Below are 18,355 nucleotides of genomic sequence, written 5' to 3'. Positions count from 1 at the left end.
TGCGTCTGTGTGAAATGAACGTATTTTGTAGGCCTGATAAGCGCAGCGCATCAGGCACATTGCGGCTCCGTGGTTATCTTCTTACCCATTGCATAACAAAATCAGCAATTTGCTGTATATCATTAATATCTAATGATGGAACATCCACAGGTAACGGAACATCACTGGCAACCGCGATAACAAACTCATCCATCGCCAACTCTTCAGAACTATGCCCGCAGCCCTCGCGAAAAAGCAGGATCTTCGCAACAGGTTCATGCTTAAATCCCTCAACCAGTACCATATCCAACGTCGAAGCATCCATCCTGCTTACCAGATACACTAAATCCAGTTCGGGTTCTTCCGGTGTTTCTACCATTAACGCCCAACGTTGCTGACTGGCGACCAGTGTTTGTGCCGCCCCTGCCTTGCGCAGCTCATAGCTATCTTTGCCGGGCTTGTCGATATCCATATTATGGTGAGTATGCTTAATCAATCCGGGTCTAATACCTCTGGCGCGCAGCTCAGGGATCAGTTTCTTTAGCAGCGTGGTTTTTCCCGTACCGCTCCATGCCGCAATGGCAAGTAATGGGATCATGATTTTTCCTGCCATTTTGCGAGTTCTTCAGGTGTGTTCACGTTTACGAATGCATCTTTATGATCGCTGAAATCGACGGCATGACCGCCAGCCTGACGCATAAAAATCATGACGCGTCGTTCACCTGACTGAAGATAATCCTGTAGCAAGGGCTGCAAGGAACGGTGCATCAGGGCAATGGTCGGGTGATCTCTTTCCCCATCATGCACCCAGACGATTGGTGCAGCTTTGCGCTGCTCTTTTAAACGAGAGACCAGATCGTGAGGAATATAGGGCATATCGCACGGGCAGAACAAAAACCAGTCTCCCGCTTGCTGCAGGAATACCGACAGCATCCCGGCCAGTGGGCCAGGGAAATCGGCCAGGGCATCGGGAATCACTTTCAGGCCGCTTTGTTGGTAGATATCCCGGTGGCGATTGGCATTAACGACTACGGTTTCGACCTGCAAAGCGAGGGTATCGGCTACATGCCGCCAAAGCGGTTTACCGTCCAGCTCAAGCAAACCTTTATCCGTTCCGCCCATCCGTCTGGCCTTACCGCCCGCCAGCACAACCCCTGTTATTGCACTATCCAGAATCACTGATATCGCCTCTTTTAATGTGGGATTGACCCTGCTAACGTATCCGTATTGAGCCTAAGGAGCACAACCATGAAATGTAAACGCCTGAATGAAGTTATTGAACTCCTCCAGCCAGCCTGGCAGAAAGAACCCGATCTTAACCTGATGCAATTTTTACAGAAACTGGCGCAAGAGTCAGGTTTTGACGGTGAACTGGCGGATTTAACTGATGACATTCTGATCTATCACCTGAAAATGCGTGACTCGGCGAAAGACGCCGTCATCCCAGGTATTCAGAAAGATTATGAAGAAGATTTTAAAACAGCCCTTCTCCGCGCACGTGGCGTAATTAAAGAGTAAAAGCTTGTAATCGCCGCCACCGAAAGCGCTGCGAAATGATATCCTGAATCATTCGTAGTATTTTCCGGATGATGGGATGAACGACAACGCTTTTACTTTCCAGACGCTACACCCGGATACCATCATGGATGCGCTGTTTGAGCAGGGGATCCGGGTGGACTCCGGGCTTACCCCGCTTAACAGCTATGAAAACCGTGTCTATCAGTTTCAGGACGAAGACCGCAGACGCTTTGTCGTTAAGTTTTATCGCCCTGAGCGTTGGTCCGTCGATCAGATCCAGGAAGAGCACCAGTTTGCGCTGGAACTGGTGAGCGATGAAGTGCCGGTTGCTGCACCGCTGGTACTGAACGGCCAAACACTGTTAAGCCATCAGGGTTTTCATTATGCGATCTTCCCAAGCGTCGGCGGGCGCCAGTTTGAGGCAGATAACATCGATCAGATGGAGGCGGTTGGGCGCTATCTGGGGCGTATGCACCAGACTGGCGGCAAGCGTAATTTCGCTTTCCGTCCCACGATTGGCCTTGAAGAGTATCTGACCGAACCGCGTAAACTGTTTGAACAGGCCCAACTTATTCCTTCAGGGCAAAAAGCAGCCTTCCTGAAAGCAACGGATTCACTTATTACAGTAGTTTCCGAATGCTGGCATACGCGTTTTGCCACGTTACGCCTGCACGGTGATTGTCATGCCGGCAATATTCTGTGGCGTGACGGCCCAATGTTTGTCGATTTAGATGATGCCCGCAATGGTCCGGCTGTTCAGGATTTATGGATGCTCCTCAATGGTGATAAAGCTGAACAACGCATGCAGCTTGAAACCATTATCGAGGCTTATGAAGAGTTTAGTGAGTTCGACACGACAGAAATCGGACTGATCGAACCTTTACGTGCTATGCGTTTAGTTTATTATCTTGCATGGCTGATTCGACGTTGGGGTGACCCTGCGTTTCCAAAAAACTTCCCGTGGTTAACCGGGGAAGATTACTGGCATCGTCAGACCGCAACTTTTATTGAGCAGGCAAAAATTCTGCAAGAGCCCCCCTTACAATTAACGCCAATGTATTAATCGGAGAAACTTGAACATGAAAAAAATATGGCTGGCGCTGGCTGGTATGGTTTTAGCTTTTAGCGCATCTGCGGCGCAGTTCCAGGATGGCAAACAATACATCACTCTGGAAAAGCCTGTTGCGGGTGAACCGCAAGTGTTGGAGTTCTTCTCCTTCTACTGCCCGCATTGCTACCAGTTTGAAGAAGTGCTTCATGTGTCTGATAACGTGAAGAAAAAACTGCCGGAAGGCACTAAGATGACCAAATACCACGTCGAGTTTCTTGGGCCTTTGGGTAAAGATCTGACGCAGGCCTGGGCTGTTGCTATGGCACTTGGCGTTGAAGATAAGGTCACTGTTCCGCTGTTTGAAGGGGTTCAGAAAACCCAGACCGTTCAGTCTGTTGCAGATATCCGTAAAGTGTTTGTCGACGCGGGTATTAAAGGTGAAGACTACGATGCGGCATGGAACAGCTTTGTGGTGAAATCACTCGTGGCGCAGCAGGAAAAAGCGGCGGCTGATTTACAGCTGCAGGGCGTTCCGGCGATGTTCGTGAATGGTAAATACCAGGTAAACCCGCAAGGCATGGATACCAGCAGCATGGATATCTTTGTACAGCAGTATGCGGATACCGTGAAATTCCTGGTTAGTCAGAAGTAAAAGCGAAAGCCGGTCATTGACCGGCTTTTTTGTTTGTGGCTTTAATCGCATCTATTTGCGCGTCTTTCTCGCTCCAGAGCGTATTCAACCATAGCTGAAACCGACGCTTGAAACCTTTATCGTTCACGTAATCACCGTGCAACTCTTCTTGAATTTGCTCCAGGTTCACCCGCACGACAATACGCGTTAATTTGCCGCTCAGCATATCGTAGAAAGGGCGGCTGCTATTTTCCGGGTAGCACAACGTGACGTTCAGCAACTTATCAAACTGCGACCCCAGCACATTCAATGCCATAGCGATACCGGCCGCCTTAGGTGGGAGCAGGTTTTGATAGGGGGAGCGGGTTTGCTCACGTTTCTCGTTAGTAAAGCGTGAACCTTCGACAAAATTTACGATAGTTGTCGGGTGTACGCGAAACTTCTCGCAGGAACGACGCGTTGTTTCCACATCTTTACCGCGCCGTTCCGGATGACGGAGCAGATAGCCGCGTGAATAACGTTTCATAAACGGCATATCCAGCGCCCAGCAGGCCAGACCAATAAACGGCACCCAGGCCAGCTGTTGCTTGAGAAAATATTTATTCATCGGGATGTGCTTACGGAACAGAACGCAAAGCACAACGATATCGGCCCAGCTGTAATGATTACAAATGAGCAGATACCAGTTTTTTTTGCTAAGACCTTCCAGCCCTTCGACGTCCCACTTCAATCGTGGATTGAGGTGCAGAAGTAGCGCCAGACCTTCACACCAGCAATACATCATGAAATTACAGAAGATGGAAACCTTGCGCCAGACGACAGGAACAGGCAAAAGGAGTTTTACAACCCCGGCAAGGATGATCGGCACAGAACAAAAAATCGTGACCAATATGGTCAATACGATACTCAGCAACAGCGTTATCGCAGCGAGTATTCTTGTCATAATTAAATTATTCAAAAGGTTAGCCATAGACAGTGCGCTAAAGAGGCGCAAGGGGCTAATTTTATCAGAAAACGAACCAAATGATGGATCTTCCCTGAATAGAAAAAAAAGGAATATCTATCCACATCAGGAGACAAGCGATAAAAATGGGATAAAATGCTGTAAGTTTATTTAATTAATTGAAATATATGAAAAAATGTAATTGTTCAATAATTAACTTGCTATATTTAAAGCGCTGAAAATTATTTATTCACAAAGTTATCCACAGTTTGATTTGCGATCAAAGCAGAAGAACTGCAAAAGTTTTTCGACAAAAACGGCGAAAAACTCATGTTTTCATCCCGTCTGTGGCATCCTTTACCCATAATCTGATAAACAGGCACGGACATTATGGTTCAGATCCCAGAAAACCCACTTATCCTTGTAGATGGCTCATCTTACCTTTATCGCGCATATCACGCGTTTCCGCCGCTGACTAACAGCGCAGGAGAACCTACTGGTGCGATGTACGGTGTTCTCAACATGTTGCGTAGCTTGATTCTACAATATCAGCCGACCCATGCTGCTGTGGTATTCGACGCTAAGGGTAAAACCTTCCGTGATGAATTATTCGAGCATTACAAGTCACATCGTCCGCCAATGCCTGACGATCTGCGCGCGCAGATTGAACCTCTGCATGCGATGGTAAAAGCGATGGGGCTGCCATTACTGGCTGTTTCAGGCGTGGAAGCCGATGATGTTATCGGTACGCTGGCGCGTGAAGCGGAAAAGGTTGGTCGTCCGGTATTGATCAGTACCGGTGATAAAGACATGGCTCAGTTGGTGACACCGAACATCACCCTGATCAACACCATGACTAATACGATCCTCGGCCCGGATGAAGTGGTGAATAAGTATGGTGTGCCGCCTGAGCTGATCATTGATTTCCTGGCGCTGATGGGCGACTCCTCCGATAACATTCCAGGCGTTCCTGGCGTGGGTGAGAAAACGGCTCAGGCTCTGCTTCAGGGCTTGGGGGGGCTGGATACCCTTTATGCTGAATCTGACAAAATTGCGGGTCTGACTTTCCGTGGTGCGAAAACCATGGCGGGCAAGCTTGAGCAAAATAAAGAGGTGGCGTACCTCTCTTATCAATTAGCGACCATTAAAACGGATGTTGAGCTGGAGTTAACCTGCGAGCAACTGGAAGTGAAGCAGCCCGCAACAGATGAACTGCTTGGTCTGTTTAAACAGTACGAATTTAAGCGTTGGGCTGCAGACGTAGAATCCGGTAAATGGCTACAGGCGAAAGGAACGAAGCCAGCGGCTAAACCGCAGGAAACAATCGTCGTCGAGGCTACGCCGGAAGAACCTGCGACGGCTCTTTCCTACGATAATTACGTGACGATTCTGGATGAAGCGACGCTGGAAGAGTGGATCGCGAAGCTGAAAAAAGCGCCCGTCTTCGCCTTTGATACAGAAACTGATAGCCTGGACAATATCTCCGCGAATCTGGTTGGACTGTCTTTTGCCATTGAACCGGGCGTGGCGGCGTATGTTCCTGTTGCCCATGACTACCTGGACGCCCCCGATCAGATCGCGCGCGACCGTGCGCTGGCGCTGCTAAAGCCGCTATTGGAAGATGAGAACGCGCACAAAGTCGGGCAAAACCTGAAGTACGATCGCGGCATCCTGGCGAATTATGGCATCGAGCTGCGCGGCATCACCTTTGACACCATGCTCGAATCCTACATTCTTAACAGCGTCGCTGGACGACACGATATGGACAGCCTGTCGGACCGCTGGCTGAAACATAAAACCATTACCTTTGAAGAGATTGCCGGAAAAGGCAAAAACCAGCTGACCTTTAACCAGATAGCGCTGGAAGAGGCCGGTCGTTACGCTGCGGAAGACGCCGACGTTACGCTACAGCTGCATCTGAAGATGTGGCCAGAATTGCAGCAGCATAAAGGGCCGCTGAACGTCTTTGAAAATATTGATATGCCGCTGGTGCCGGTTTTGTCTCGCGTTGAGCGCAACGGTGTGAAAATCGATCCGGCTGTTCTGCACAAGCATTCAGAAGAGCTGACGCTGCGTTTGAACGAGCTGGAGCAAAAAGCGCACGAGATTGCCGGCGAAGCGTTTAACCTCTCTTCCACCAAGCAACTGCAAACCATCCTGTTTGAAAAGCAGGGCATTAAGCCGCTGAAGAAAACGCCTGGCGGCGCGCCATCAACGTCGGAAGAGGTACTGGAAGAGCTTGCGTTGGATTACCCATTGCCGAAAGTGATCCTGGAATATCGCGGGTTAGCAAAACTGAAGTCGACCTATACGGACAAGCTTCCGTTGATGATTAACAAGAAAACCGGGCGCGTACATACCTCCTATCATCAGGCTGTTACCGCGACCGGGCGCTTGTCTTCAACGGATCCGAACCTGCAAAACATCCCGGTACGTAATGATGAAGGTCGTCGTATTCGCCGGGCGTTTATTGCACCGGAAGACTACGTGATTGTTTCCGCGGACTACTCGCAGATTGAACTACGTATCATGGCGCACCTCTCGCGTGATAAAGGCTTGCTTACCGCATTTGCCGAAGGGAAAGATATTCACCGCGCAACGGCCGCTGAAGTCTTTGGCTTACCGCTGGATTCAGTAACTAACGAACAACGCCGCAGCGCGAAAGCTATCAACTTCGGTCTGATCTACGGGATGAGCGCCTTTGGTCTTGCTCGCCAGTTAAATATTCCGCGCAAGGAAGCACAGAAGTACATGGATCTCTACTTCGAACGCTATCCTGGCGTGCTGGAATATATGGAACGCACGCGTGCACAGGCAAAAGAGCAGGGTTACGTTGAAACGCTGGAAGGTCGTCGCCTCTATTTGCCGGATATTAAATCCAGTAATGGCGCTCGTCGCGCGGGTGCTGAACGTGCCGCAATCAACGCCCCGATGCAAGGTACTGCCGCAGACATTATTAAGCGAGCCATGATAGCCGTAGACGGATGGCTGCAAACCGAGCAACCGCGCGTGCGCATGATCATGCAAGTTCACGATGAACTGGTGTTTGAAGTGCACAAAGATGACCTGGAAAGTGTGTCGAAAAAGATCCATCAACTGATGGAAAACGAGACCCAGATTGACGTGCCGCTATTAGTGGAAGTCGGTAGTGGTGAAAACTGGGATCAGGCGCACTAAGGGGTGACTGAATAACGGCCTTTTTTCGTAACTAAGCAACATAAGATAGAACTTTTTGTGATGTCCATTAGAATTCCCTATGTAAGGAATGAAAAAAAATTACAAAAAGTGCTTTCTGAGCTGCTCAAAAAAGAGTAAAGTTATTCTCGTAGGGTACAGAGGTAAGATGTTCTATCTTTCAGACCTTTTACTTCACGTAATCGGATTTGGCTGAATATTTTAGCCGCCCCAGTCAGTAATGACTGGGGCGTTTTTTATTGTGCGCAAGAAAAGTTTCGCTCACGCCGTAGGCCGGATAAGACGCGCAGCGACGCCATCCGGCATAGCGGGAGATTATTCCCCGTCCTGAATCTCTTCAACCGGTGCCAGTTCACTAAACCAGCTATCCAGCTTCTGACGCAGTTTGTCTACGCCCATTTTTTTCAGTGATGAAAAGGCTTCTACCTGCACATCGCCATTAAATGCCAGCACGGCTTCACGTACCATATTCAGTTGAGCTTTGCGCGCGCCGCTGGCCAGCTTGTCTGCTTTGGTCAGCAGCACCAGAACCTGAACGTTGCTCTCTACCGCCCATAGGATCATCTGCTGGTCCAGATCTTTAAGCGGGTGACGAATATCCATTAACACGACCAGGCCTTGCAGGCTCTGACGTTTTTCCAGATATTCCGCCAGTGCGCGCTGCCATTTGCGCTTCATCTCTTCCGGCACTTCGGCGTAACCGTACCCCGGCAGGTCAACCAGACGTTTGCCGTCAACGACTTCAAACAGGTTGATGAGCTGAGTACGGCCCGGTGTTTTAGATGTACGCGCCAGACTCTTTTGATTAGTCAGGGTATTTAGCGCACTGGATTTGCCTGCGTTGGAACGGCCAGCAAAAGCCACTTCGATTCCGGTATCGGAAGGTAAGTGGCGAATATCAGGCGCACTCATCACAAAATGCGTCTGTTGATAATTCAAGTTAGTCAAAGCGGTCCTCTCCATCAATCAAGGCTTTGCAGCGATTATACCTGAACACCAGCAAAAGGCTGGTTTTTCGACGCGTAGCCAGTGTAAGTAAAAACCACTCACTTTGTGAGACATTGCCGATAGTATCTATACGAGATGACAGAGTAAAAAATGACATAGCCTAAATGAATCATAGCGTTACGGTTAGGCAGTATTCTTAAAATCCGAAATTGTTACCTTGGTTACTTGTACGTTTAAGCCAAAACGGTAAAGTAGTGCCCATAGCGAGGAAGCTGACAGGATAGACGACTCAGGATGAGGGTCAGGAGCGCCAGGAGGCGAAGACACAGGATTGTCAGGAAGACAAACGTCCGGAGACGTTAGTAAAAGGAAATGGAAACAACACGGAATGTTTCAGGCTAAGGGAAAAACAGGGTGTGTTGATAGCCAACAGGGATAGTAGAGCCCGTAAGGGTTGAGAGTCAGGAAAAAAGGCGACAGATTACTCTGTCGCCTTTTTTCTTTATTTCTGCTAGATTCCGGCGCAAATATATACTGAATAAAAACAGCCAAAGACGAATCATGATGAAACCAACTTCTACACCACGCGGTAAAGGTCCTGCAAAAGCGCGTCGTAAAACACGCGAAGAAATTAACCAGGAAGCTCGCGACCGTAAGCGCCAGAAAAAACACCGTGGTCATGCGGCGGGTAGCCGTGCGTCCGGAAGCGATGGCGCATCTGGTGGCGGAAAGCAAAATAAGCAACAAGATCCTCGTATTGGCAGTAAAACCCCCATTCCATTGGGCGTGACCGAAAAAGTCACCAAACAGCACAAACCGAAGAGTGAGAAACCTATGCTTTCACCACAGGCTGAGTTGGATTTACTGGAAACGGATGAGCGCCTGGATGCGCTGTTGGAACGTCTTGAAGCAGGAGAAACCCTGAGTGCGGAAGATCAGACCTGGGTTGATGCCAAGCTGGATCGCATTGATGAGCTGATGCAAAAGCTGGGTCTCTCTTACGATGATGAGGAAGACGAGGAAGAAGAAGAAAAACAGGAAGACATGATGCGCCTGCTGAAAGGCGGCAACTAACGGTTTTACACCGTGGGTCTTCCCGTCCTGCTTATAACCCTTCCGGTTATATGTTATCTGGTGTGGTTATTCGTTAAACTACAGCGGTTGTCGCGGCGACAGAAGTGGCTGCGCAACCGGCTTATTACTCGCACAGGGGTTAAGCCGGTACGCCGTACCCGCCAGAGACGCCATCGGAAGGAGTGAGCATGTCAGAGCAGCTAATAGACTGGGACCTGGCCCTGATCCAGAAATATAACTATTCCGGGCCACGATATACCTCGTACCCAACCGCGCTGGAGTTTTCTGAAGACTACGGCGCCGAGGCGTTTTTAAACGCTGTGGCGCGTTACCCTGAGCGTCCGCTCTCGTTGTACGTTCACATCCCGTTCTGCCATAAACTGTGTTACTTCTGCGGCTGCAACAAGGTTGTGACGCGTCAGCAGCATAAAGCCGATCAATACCTCGATGTGTTAGAACAAGAGATCATTCATCGCGCACCGCTGTTTGCCGGACGCCATGTCAGCCAACTGCACTGGGGCGGCGGCACGCCAACGTACCTGAATAAAGCGCAAATCAGCCGTTTGATGTCGTTGCTGCGTGGCAACTTCAACTTTAATGCGGACGCGGAAATCTCGATCGAAGTTGATCCACGTGAAATTGAGCTGGATGTACTCGATCACTTACGTGCTGAAGGTTTTAATCGCCTGAGCATGGGCGTACAGGATTTCAATAAAGAAGTTCAGCGTCTGGTTAACCGTGAGCAGGATGAAGAATTTATCTTTGCGCTGCTGAATCATGCGCGGGAGATTGGCTTTACCTCGACGAACATCGATCTGATTTATGGCCTGCCAAAACAGACGCCGGAGAGCTTTGCCTTTACCCTGAAACGTGTGGCTGAGCTGAATCCAGACCGATTGAGCGTTTTTAACTACGCGCATTTGCCAACGCTGTTTGCTGCTCAGCGCAAAATCAAAGATGCCGATCTGCCCAGCGCGCAACAGAAGCTGGATATCCTGCAGGAGACCATCTCGTCACTGACCGAAACCGGTTATCAGTTCATTGGCATGGATCACTTTGCTCGCCCGGATGACGAACTGGCGATTGCTCAACGCAAAGGTGTGCTGCATCGTAATTTCCAGGGGTATACCACCCAAGGGGATACCGATCTTTTGGGGATGGGCGTATCGGCCATCAGTATGATTGGCGACAACTACGCGCAGAACCAAAAAGAGCTGAAGCGCTATTATCAGCAGGTAGACGAGCAGGGGAACGCGTTATGGCGTGGAATTGCGCTGACCCGCGATGACTGTATTCGTCGGGATGTGATTAAGCTGCTGATCTGCAACTTCCGCCTCGACTATGCCGCCGTGGAACAGCAATGGGATCTGAATTTTGCTGACTATTTTGCCGAAGACCTGAAACTGCTGGCGCCGCTGGCGAAGGATGGGCTGGTGGATGTGAATGAGAAGGGGATTCAGGTTACGCCTAAGGGCCGCCTGCTGATTCGGAATATTTGCATGTGCTTTGATGCCTATCTGCGCCAGAAAGCGCGGATGCAGCAGTTCTCACGCGTCATTTAGCCGGGTTGCCCGGTGGCGCTGCGCTTACCGGGCCTACGAAATATCAATACGTAGGTCGGGTAAGCGCAGCGCCACCCGACAAACCCACTAGCTGAACAGTCCAACCAGCGCCGCGCACAGCACTGCGGCAACCGCAGTTTGTGGCGTATGGCTTTCGACCGCACCGCTCGACAGCAGATTAATCATTGATTCCAGCATGATGACTTCTCCCCGTTAGCCGGGCACGATCATACTTAACTCATCGGAACAGTAAAGCGCAAAATAGCAGCTATTTGCGCTCAATTATCAATCTTTACACAGCGACCGATCGTCACTCCATTCCGAGTTCTTTTAACTTACGCGTCAAGGTATTACGGCCCCAGCCGAGCAAACGCGCTGCTTCCTGTTTATGCCCCTGGGTATGACGCAGCGCAGTGGTCAACAGCGTGCGTTCCATCTCTGGTTGAGCTTCAGAAAGCAAGTTTTGATGACCGGAACGTAATGCCCGGTCTGCCCACTGCGCTAACAGCGTTGCCCAACTGTCCGGCTGCATAGTGGACGGCGCGTCTGGCACGCTGGTTTCAAAAAGCTCGGTCGGCAAGTCCTGAATCAATACTTCCTGTCCGGCAGCCATGACGGTTAACCAGCGGCAGGTGTTTTCAAGCTGGCGTACATTGCCCGGCCAGGCCAGACGCGTAAGCGCTGCCTCGGTTTCGGGATGTAATTGCTTGGCTTCCACCCCCAGCTCGCGGGCCGCTTCCTGCAGGAAATGACGTGCCAGGCGAGGGATGTCTTCCCGACGTTCACGCAGCGGGGGCAAATGAACGCGTATGACGTTCAGGCGGTGGAATAAATCCTCACGGAATTTGCCTTCCTGTACGCGCAGTTCCAGATTCTGATGCGTGGCGGCGATGATGCGTACATCCACTTTCACCGGCGCATAACCGCCCACACGGTAAAACTGTCCATCGGCTAATACGCGCAATAAACGCGTTTGCACGTCCAGCGGCATATCGCCGATTTCGTCGAGGAACAGCGTACCACCGTCAGCCTGCTCAAAACGCCCCTGACGAATGGTATTTGCCCCGGTAAACGCCCCTTTCTCATGACCGAACAGTTCAGACTCGATCAAATCTTTCGGGATAGCCGCCATGTTCAGCGCGATAAACGGCGCTTTGACGCGTGGGCTGTGGCGGTGTAGGGCATGAGCGACCAGCTCTTTACCAGTCCCGGACTCACCATTAATCAATACGCTGATTGAAGAACGCGAAAGCCGGCCAATAATGCGAAAAACATCCTGCATCGCCGGCGCTTCGCCAATGATGTCGGTCGTTGGACCGTGGATTTGTACATTACGCGGCTGCTGCTGTTCCTGATAATGACTGATGGCGCGTTCGACCAGCGCCACAGCTTCGTCAATATCAAAAGGTTTGGGCAGATAATCAAACGCCCCTTGCTGGTAGGCGCTGACGGCGGCATCCAGATCGGAATGCGCCGTCATTATGATGACCGGAAGCATCGGATGACGCTGTTTGATCTGTTTTAACAGGGTCAGACCATCCATACCCGGCATGCGAATGTCTGACAACAGCACGTCCGGTGTTTTGCTGGCCAGTGCATCCAGTACCTCTTTACCGCTTTCAAATGCGGTACAGCTCAGACCAGCTCCTGCGAGCGCACGTTCTAGCACCCAACGGATGGAACTATCGTCATCAACGACCCAGACTATTCCTCGTTGCATAAACGTCACCTTTATTTCCTGATAGGCAGGTAAACCGAGAACTCGGTATGACCCGGCCAACTGGTAAATTCAATTTTGCCGGAATGCTGATCAATTAAATTACGGGCGATGGATAATCCAAGGCCGGTACCGCCCTCGCGACCGCTGACCATTGGGTAGAACAGCGTGTCCTGCAAATGAGGGGGAATACCCGGGCCGTTATCCTCAACATCGATCCGCGCCGCCAGACGGTAACGCACGCCGTGCAGCGTGAGCTGAAACGCAGTGCGGGTACGCAGGACGATCTCGCCGCCTTCCGGCCCTAACGCTTGCAGGGCATTGCGCACGATATTCAGCAGGACCTGTTCTATCTGGTCCGGGTCGTGCAATAACTCAGGCAGGCTCGGATCGTAATCACGAATTAGCGTAACGTTTTCTGGCACTTCCATCGAAACCAGCGCCACCACACGCTCCGCCACTTTGTGAATACTTTCCGTGATATGCATGCCCGGTTGTTGCGGTCCTAACAGACGGTCGACCAGATTACGCAGGCGGTCGGCCTGCTCAATAATAACTTTGGTATATTCGGTCAGCGCCGGGTCCGGGAGCGCTTTACTGAGAAGCTGCGCCGCGCCGCGTAAACCGCCCAACGGGTTTTTAATTTCATGCGCCAGACCGCGTACCAGATCGCGGGCGGCAATTTGCTGGGCATGCTGGAGCTGTTCCTGACTCAGACGGCGCTGGTTATCCATTGGCGCCATCTCCAGCAGGATAAGCCCATCAGGCAGCCTCTGGGCGGTGACAGAGAGGATATGCGAGTGGCTGTCTATCACCAGCGTCACTTCGTTATCCGTAAAGCCCTGACCAGCTTCCAGGCTCTCACGCATCAGTCCGATGTTTAACGAAAAATAACTCAACAGATCGGGCAGCGGTGTACCAAACAGTTTGCGGGAGCTTTGGGCGAGCAGTTGTTGCGCCGCCGGGTTGGCGTAATGTATCGACAGCTCATCGTCGACGAGTAAGATGCTATTGATTAAAGAATTGAGGATCTGCCCAGCATCGGGCAGCGTGCCGGTTGCCATTCAGCAGTCTCCTGAAAAGTGTTGCACCATTTTAGTGCATTATAGCTTTTTATGGATAAAAAGCGCGAGAAAGCAGGTTGTGAGTGGAGAAAAAAGCCCATCCTGGGATGGGCTACAGATTGCTGACAAACCGTGATGCCGGATGGCGGCTTCGCCTTATCCGGCCTACAAGGTGGTTGCCCGGTAGGTCCGATAAGGTTGCGCCATCGGGCATCGTAATGTTTGCCATCAACCTCAAACCTGTCAGAAACAGGCTAAAGTTTCCACGGCAACTCAAACGATTAAACGCTGTAGTACAGCTCAAACTCTACCGGGTGCGGCGTCATGCGCACACGGTCATCTTCTTCACGACGCAGCGCAATGTACGCATCGATCGCTTCATTGGTGAACACGCCGCCTGCAGTCAGGAACTCGCGGTCCAGATCCAGTTCTTTCAGTGCTTCTTCCAGAGAACCTGCAACCTGTGGGATCTCCTTCGCTTCTTCAGGCGGCAGGTCGTACAGGTTTTTGTCCATCGCTTCACCCGGGTGGATCTTGTTCTTAATACCGTCAAGACCCGCCATCAGCAGCGCGGCGAAGCACAGGTACGGGTTAGCAGCCGGGTCCGGGAAGCGCACTTCGATACGACGCGCTTTCGGAGAAGCCACTACCGGAATACGGATAGAAGCAGAACGGTTACGGGCAGAGTAAGCCAGCATTACCGGCGCTTCGTAACCCGGGACCAGACGCTTGTAGGAGTTGGTAGTCGGGTTCGCAAGGGCGTTGATCGCTTTAGCGTGTTTGATAACGCCGCCGATGTAGTACAGCGCCTGCTCAGACAGACCCGCATATTTGTCACCGGAGAACAGGTTTACGCCGTTCTTGGACAGGGACATGTGGCAGTGCATGCCGGAACCGTTATCGCCAAACATTGGTTTTGGCATAAAGGTCGCGGTTTTACCGAAACGGTGAGCGACGTTGTGAACCACATATTTGTAGATCTGAATTTCGTCCGCTTTTTTGGTCATGGTGTTGAAGCGGGTCGCGATTTCGTTCTGACCAGCAGTCGCTACTTCGTGGTGATGCGCTTCAACGACCAGGCCCATTTCTTCCATGATCAGACACATGGTAGAACGGATGTCCTGAGAAGAATCTACCGGAGGAACCGGGAAGTAACCGCCTTTCACGCCCGGACGGTGACCTTTGTTACCACCTTCGTATTTGGTGGAGGAGTTCCATGCGCCTTCGATATCATCGATAGCCACGTGGGAACCGGAAATGGACGCGCCGAAACGGATGTCGTCAAACAGGAAGAACTCTGGCTCTGGCCCGAACAGAACGGTGTCTGCGATGCCGGTAGAACGCAGGTACTCTTCAGCGCGTTTAGCGATGGAGCGCGGGTCGCGGTCGTAGCCCTGCAGCGTACCGGGTTCCAGGATATCACAACGGATGATCAGGGTGGACTCTTCATAGAACGGGTCAATGAGTGCAGTAGACGCATCTGGCATCAGAACCATGTCTGATTCGTTAATGCCTTTCCAGCCACCGATTGAGGAGCCGTCAAACATTTTGCCTTCTTCAAAGAATTCGGCATTTACCTGATGAGCAGGAATAGTGACGTGCTGTTCTTTACCTTTAGTATCAGTGAAGCGCAAATCAACAAACTTCACTTCGTGTTCGTTCAGCATCGTCAAAACGTGTTCAGCGGACATACTTACTCTCCCGGATTGGTCATGGTCGTCGTGGTAACGAAGTCTTCAATTCTGCAAAAAATTGGCCGTGTCGCCGTAAAAAAGATAAAGCGAAATCTGTGCCAACTTTTAAATTGCCCCTAAAAGGCGTTATCATGCGCACTATCGTGCAAAGGGGCTGCACCATGAAGGATGTATTGCACCATTATAGTGCTTTAATGTGAACATTAAGCACCATATTGGTGCAACACACCTCAGATTACCCCTTTTAACGCTCCGTGAATGTGATCACAAAGAAACTCTGCAATACTTGTTTGCGGAGGATGTTTGTGATCCTGTTTTGTACTGCGATTAATCCGTGTACAATAACGCGCTATTTCTAAAATGCCTGAGGCAAAGTTGTGATCGAAAATTTGCGTAACATCGCCATCATCGCGCACGTAGACCATGGTAAAACGACCCTGGTAGACAAGCTGCTCCAACAATCCGGTACGTTCGATGCACGTGCTGAAACCCAAGAGCGCGTGATGGACTCCAACGATTTGGAGAAAGAGCGTGGGATTACCATCCTCGCTAAAAACACCGCTATCAAATGGAATGACTACCGTATCAACATCGTTGACACCCCGGGGCACGCCGACTTCGGTGGTGAAGTTGAACGTGTAATGTCCATGGTCGACTCCGTGCTGCTGGTGGTGGATGCAATGGATGGTCCGATGCCGCAGACGCGCTTCGTGACCAAAAAAGCCTTTGCCCATGGCCTGAAGCCAATTGTTGTTATCAACAAAGTTGACCGTCCTGGCGCGCGCCCTGACTGGGTTGTTGATCAGGTATTCGACCTGTTCGTTAACCTCGACGCTACCGACGAACAGCTGGACTTCCCGATCGTTTACGCTTCCGCGCTGAACGGTATCGCAGGTCTGGATCACGAAGATATGGCGGAAGACATGACTCCGCTGTATCAGACCATCGTTGATCGCGTACCGGCTCCGAACGTAGACCTTGACGGCCCGCTGCAGATGCAAATCTCTCAGCTGGACTACAACAACTACGTTGGCGTTATCGGTATCGGCCGCATCAAACGCGGTAAAGTTAAACCGAACCAGCAGATCACTATCATTGATAGCGAAGGCAAAACCCGCAACGGTAAAGTCGGTAAAGTTCTGACCCACCTGGGTCTGGAACGTATCGAGAGTGATATTGCCGAAGCAGGCGATATCATCGCGATCACCGGTCTGGGCGAACTGAACATCTCCGACACCATCTGCGACCCGCAGAATGTCGAAGCGCTGCCGGCTCTGTCCGTTGATGAACCGACCGTAACCATGTTCTTCTGCGTAAACACCTCTCCGTTCTGTGGTAAAGAAGGTAAATATGTTACCTCTCGTCAGATCCTTGACCGCCTGAACAAAGAGCTGGTGCACAACGTTGCGCTGCGCGTTGAAGAAACCGAAGATGCGGATGCGTTCCGTGTTTCCGGTCGTGGTGAGCTGCACCTGTCTGTTCTGATCGAAAACATGCGTCGTGAAGGTTTCGAAATGGCGGTTTCCCGTCCGAAAGTTATCTTCCGCGAAATCGATGGCCGTAAACAAGAGCCGTTCGAAAACGTAACGCTGGACGTTGAAGAGCAGCATCAGGGTTCTGTGATGCAGGCTCTGGGTGAGCGTAAAGGCGATCTGAAAAACATGAATCCAGATGGCAAAGGCCGCGTACGTCTTGACTACGTGATCCCAAGCCGTGGTCTGATCGGCTTCCGTTCAGAATTCATGACCATGACCTCCGGTACCGGTCTGCTGTATTCCACCTTCAGCCACTACGACGACGTTCGTGCGGGTGATGTGGGTCAGCGTCAGAACGGCGTACTGATCTCCAACGGCCAGGGTAAAGCAGTTGCGTTCGCACTGTTCAGCCTGCAGGACCGCGGTAAGCTGTTCCTGGGTCACGGTGCTGAAGTTTACGAAGGCCAGATCATCGGTATTCACAGCCGCTCTAACGACCTGACCGTAAACTGCCTGACCGGTAAGAAACTGACCAACATGCGTGCGTCCGGTACTGACGAAGCAACGGTTCTGGTTCCGCCGGTTAAGATGACTCTGGAGCAGGCTCTGGAATTCATCGATGACGACGAACTGGTAGAAGTGACTCCAACCTCTATCCGTATCCGTAAGCGTCACCTGACTGAAAACGATCGTCGCCGTGCAATGCGTGGCGCGAAAGAAGAGTAATTAACGCTCTTTCTCAGGTAAGCATAAAAAAGCCGCTGGTTATCAGCGGCTTTTTTTTATCTCGGGAGCATCAGAAGAAATACTTTGCCCCAATACGAATCTGATTTTGCTCGCGATGATAAGGTTCCACATTGCGATCTAACCAGCGTAACTCCAGATAGGGTAGCCAGTGTTCATTGATACGATACTTAAAGGTATTTGTAATTTCCCAGTGATGATCTTTTCCGTTACTGCTGTTGAAGTCATTGACTCGTATAAAATAGTGCGGCTCAAAGGTATAGGAAAACTTATCGGTGATAGTAAAATTCCAGTAGTTACCTATTTCATAGGTATCGTTATTATCCTGATCACCGTTTAGGTCGGTTGAACTGTAGTTATTATGGTTATAACGATTACGCACGGTAAGATTAAACCACGGGGTAAATTTATAGTTAACATCCAGGTAGGCAGCGCCACCGGAACCCGTACTCTTATCGTTGATCAACCCGCCGGGCTGGATAGTTAATTTATCCGTCGGTTTAAATAAAGGATACCAACCTTCTATTTCGTTATAGCCGTGTTTTAACTCATCCTTGCGTTGCATGGTGTAGGTGTTGGTGAGCATGATACCTGCGCCCATATCGGAGTTATAGCCAACGCGCATCATCACTTCTATCTGATCGGATGCCAGATTATATGCCTCGCGGTTCTCGACATAGGCGCCTGCAAAAACAGAAGTAGACATAACAGAGGATAAGAGAATTATTGTTGTTAACTTTTTCATAATAAATCCATTTTT

Annotated in this window: 17 protein-coding genes and 1 pseudogene; 9 read left to right on the top strand and 9 right to left on the bottom strand. The window is 50.7% G+C overall.

The genetic code is table 11. The features are described from left to right. Window positions 1–73: 73 nt before the first annotated feature. Together mobB and mobA are read right to left on the bottom strand one after the other, a co-directional pair. Window positions 74–577 (bottom strand): molybdopterin-guanine dinucleotide biosynthesis protein MobB, encoded by a 504-nt coding sequence (gene mobB / locus AC534G_RS24710; protein ID WP_110496347.1) that lies wholly within the window; start codon window positions 575–577, stop codon window positions 74–76. Next, window positions 574–1,101: a molybdenum cofactor guanylyltransferase MobA gene (mobA, locus tag AC534G_RS24705; protein WP_233593238.1), complete on the bottom strand. Its 528-nt coding sequence runs from the start codon at window positions 1,099–1,101 to the stop codon at window positions 574–576. Before mobA ends, mobB begins: the two co-directional genes overlap by 4 nt. Before the next feature lie 126 nt (window positions 1,102–1,227). On the opposite strand from mobA, the gene AC534G_RS24700 reads away from it, so the two are divergent. The 3 genes from AC534G_RS24700 to dsbA all read left to right on the top strand — a co-directional run bounded on the left by AC534G_RS24700 (window position 1,228) and on the right by dsbA (window position 3,200). Then, a complete protein-coding gene (locus AC534G_RS24700; protein ID WP_003028616.1) occupies window positions 1,228–1,497 on the top strand; it encodes a YihD family protein in 270 nt (89 codons plus the stop codon). A gap of 76 nt (window positions 1,498–1,573) precedes the next feature. Beyond that, window positions 1,574–2,560: a serine/threonine protein kinase gene (locus AC534G_RS24695; RefSeq protein ID WP_061382604.1), complete on the top strand. Its 987-nt coding sequence runs from the start codon at window positions 1,574–1,576 to the stop codon at window positions 2,558–2,560. A gap of 16 nt (window positions 2,561–2,576) precedes the next feature. Continuing rightward, on the top strand, window positions 2,577–3,200 hold the full coding sequence (gene dsbA, locus AC534G_RS24690; RefSeq protein WP_038635827.1) for a thiol:disulfide interchange protein DsbA: 624 nt from the start codon (window positions 2,577–2,579) through the stop codon (window positions 3,198–3,200). A gap of 13 nt (window positions 3,201–3,213) precedes the next feature. Here dsbA and yihG read toward each other — a convergent pair whose 3' ends face one another. Next, window positions 3,214–4,149, bottom strand: a complete 936-nt coding sequence (gene yihG, locus AC534G_RS24685; protein ID WP_038635830.1) for a 1-acylglycerol-3-phosphate O-acyltransferase, YihG family — start codon at window positions 4,147–4,149, stop codon at window positions 3,214–3,216. A 363-nt stretch (window positions 4,150–4,512) separates the two neighbouring features. Between yihG and polA the strand changes: the two genes are divergently transcribed. Both polA and spfP read left to right on the top strand, forming a co-directional pair. Next, on the top strand, window positions 4,513–7,299 hold the full coding sequence (polA, locus tag AC534G_RS24680) for a DNA polymerase I (protein ID WP_110496344.1): 2,787 nt from the start codon (window positions 4,513–4,515) through the stop codon (window positions 7,297–7,299). 166 nt (window positions 7,300–7,465) lie between these two features. Further along, on the top strand, window positions 7,466–7,513 hold the full coding sequence (gene spfP, locus AC534G_RS24675) for a small protein SpfP (RefSeq protein WP_071892919.1): 48 nt from the start codon (window positions 7,466–7,468) through the stop codon (window positions 7,511–7,513). Between the two features lie 119 nt (window positions 7,514–7,632). Here spfP and yihA read toward each other — a convergent pair whose 3' ends face one another. Then, on the bottom strand, window positions 7,633–8,265 hold the full coding sequence (yihA, locus tag AC534G_RS24670) for a ribosome biogenesis GTP-binding protein YihA/YsxC (protein ID WP_069324898.1): 633 nt from the start codon (window positions 8,263–8,265) through the stop codon (window positions 7,633–7,635). 209 nt (window positions 8,266–8,474) lie between these two features. Here yihA and AC534G_RS24665 point away from each other — a divergent pair. The 3 genes and pseudogenes from AC534G_RS24665 to hemN all read left to right on the top strand — a co-directional run bounded on the left by AC534G_RS24665 (window position 8,475) and on the right by hemN (window position 10,901). Next, window positions 8,475–8,723: pseudogene (locus tag AC534G_RS24665) on the top strand (hypothetical protein). A gap of 103 nt (window positions 8,724–8,826) precedes the next feature. Beyond that, complete coding sequence (gene yihI, locus AC534G_RS24660) at window positions 8,827–9,339, top strand: Der GTPase-activating protein YihI (RefSeq protein WP_038635839.1); 513 nt, start codon at window positions 8,827–8,829, stop codon at window positions 9,337–9,339. Window positions 9,340–9,527: 188 nt separating this feature from the next. Then, window positions 9,528–10,901 (top strand): oxygen-independent coproporphyrinogen III oxidase, encoded by a 1,374-nt coding sequence (gene hemN, locus AC534G_RS24655; RefSeq protein ID WP_038635842.1) that lies wholly within the window; start codon window positions 9,528–9,530, stop codon window positions 10,899–10,901. 87 nt (window positions 10,902–10,988) lie between these two features. Here hemN and AC534G_RS24650 read toward each other — a convergent pair whose 3' ends face one another. The 4 genes from AC534G_RS24650 to glnA all read right to left on the bottom strand — a co-directional run bounded on the left by AC534G_RS24650 (window position 10,989) and on the right by glnA (window position 15,373). Beyond that, window positions 10,989–11,099 carry a YshB family small membrane protein gene (locus tag AC534G_RS24650; protein WP_003028631.1) on the bottom strand — a complete coding sequence of 37 codons (111 nt, stop codon included), beginning with the start codon at window positions 11,097–11,099 and terminating at the stop codon, window positions 10,989–10,991. A gap of 112 nt (window positions 11,100–11,211) precedes the next feature. Then, entirely contained in the window at window positions 11,212–12,621 is a 1,410-nt protein-coding gene (gene glnG, locus AC534G_RS24645; RefSeq protein ID WP_038642954.1) for a nitrogen regulation protein NR(I), read from the bottom strand. A gap of 11 nt (window positions 12,622–12,632) precedes the next feature. Then, window positions 12,633–13,682 carry a nitrogen regulation protein NR(II) gene (gene glnL / locus AC534G_RS24640; RefSeq protein ID WP_038635845.1) on the bottom strand — a complete coding sequence of 350 codons (1,050 nt, stop codon included), beginning with the start codon at window positions 13,680–13,682 and terminating at the stop codon, window positions 12,633–12,635. 281 nt (window positions 13,683–13,963) lie between these two features. After that, the gene (gene glnA / locus AC534G_RS24635; RefSeq protein WP_038635848.1) at window positions 13,964–15,373 is read right to left on the bottom strand and encodes a glutamate--ammonia ligase; all 1,410 of its coding nucleotides are present in this window, start codon (window positions 15,371–15,373) and stop codon (window positions 13,964–13,966) included. A gap of 380 nt (window positions 15,374–15,753) precedes the next feature. Here glnA and typA point away from each other — a divergent pair, with 380 nt between their 5' ends. After that, window positions 15,754–17,577, top strand: a complete 1,824-nt coding sequence (typA, locus tag AC534G_RS24630; protein WP_003028641.1) for a ribosome-dependent GTPase TypA — start codon at window positions 15,754–15,756, stop codon at window positions 17,575–17,577. Window positions 17,578–17,647: 70 nt separating this feature from the next. On the opposite strand, the gene ompL is transcribed toward typA, so the two are convergent. Next, complete coding sequence (gene ompL / locus AC534G_RS24625) at window positions 17,648–18,340, bottom strand: porin OmpL (RefSeq protein ID WP_085049701.1); 693 nt, start codon at window positions 18,338–18,340, stop codon at window positions 17,648–17,650. Window positions 18,341–18,355: the final 15 nt, after the last annotated feature.

It is taken from the genome of Citrobacter sp. CRE-46 (genome assembly GCF_059615875.1).
The sequence above is the reverse complement of the archived record's forward strand: the minus strand, read 5'-3'. Positions and strand labels throughout refer to the sequence as shown.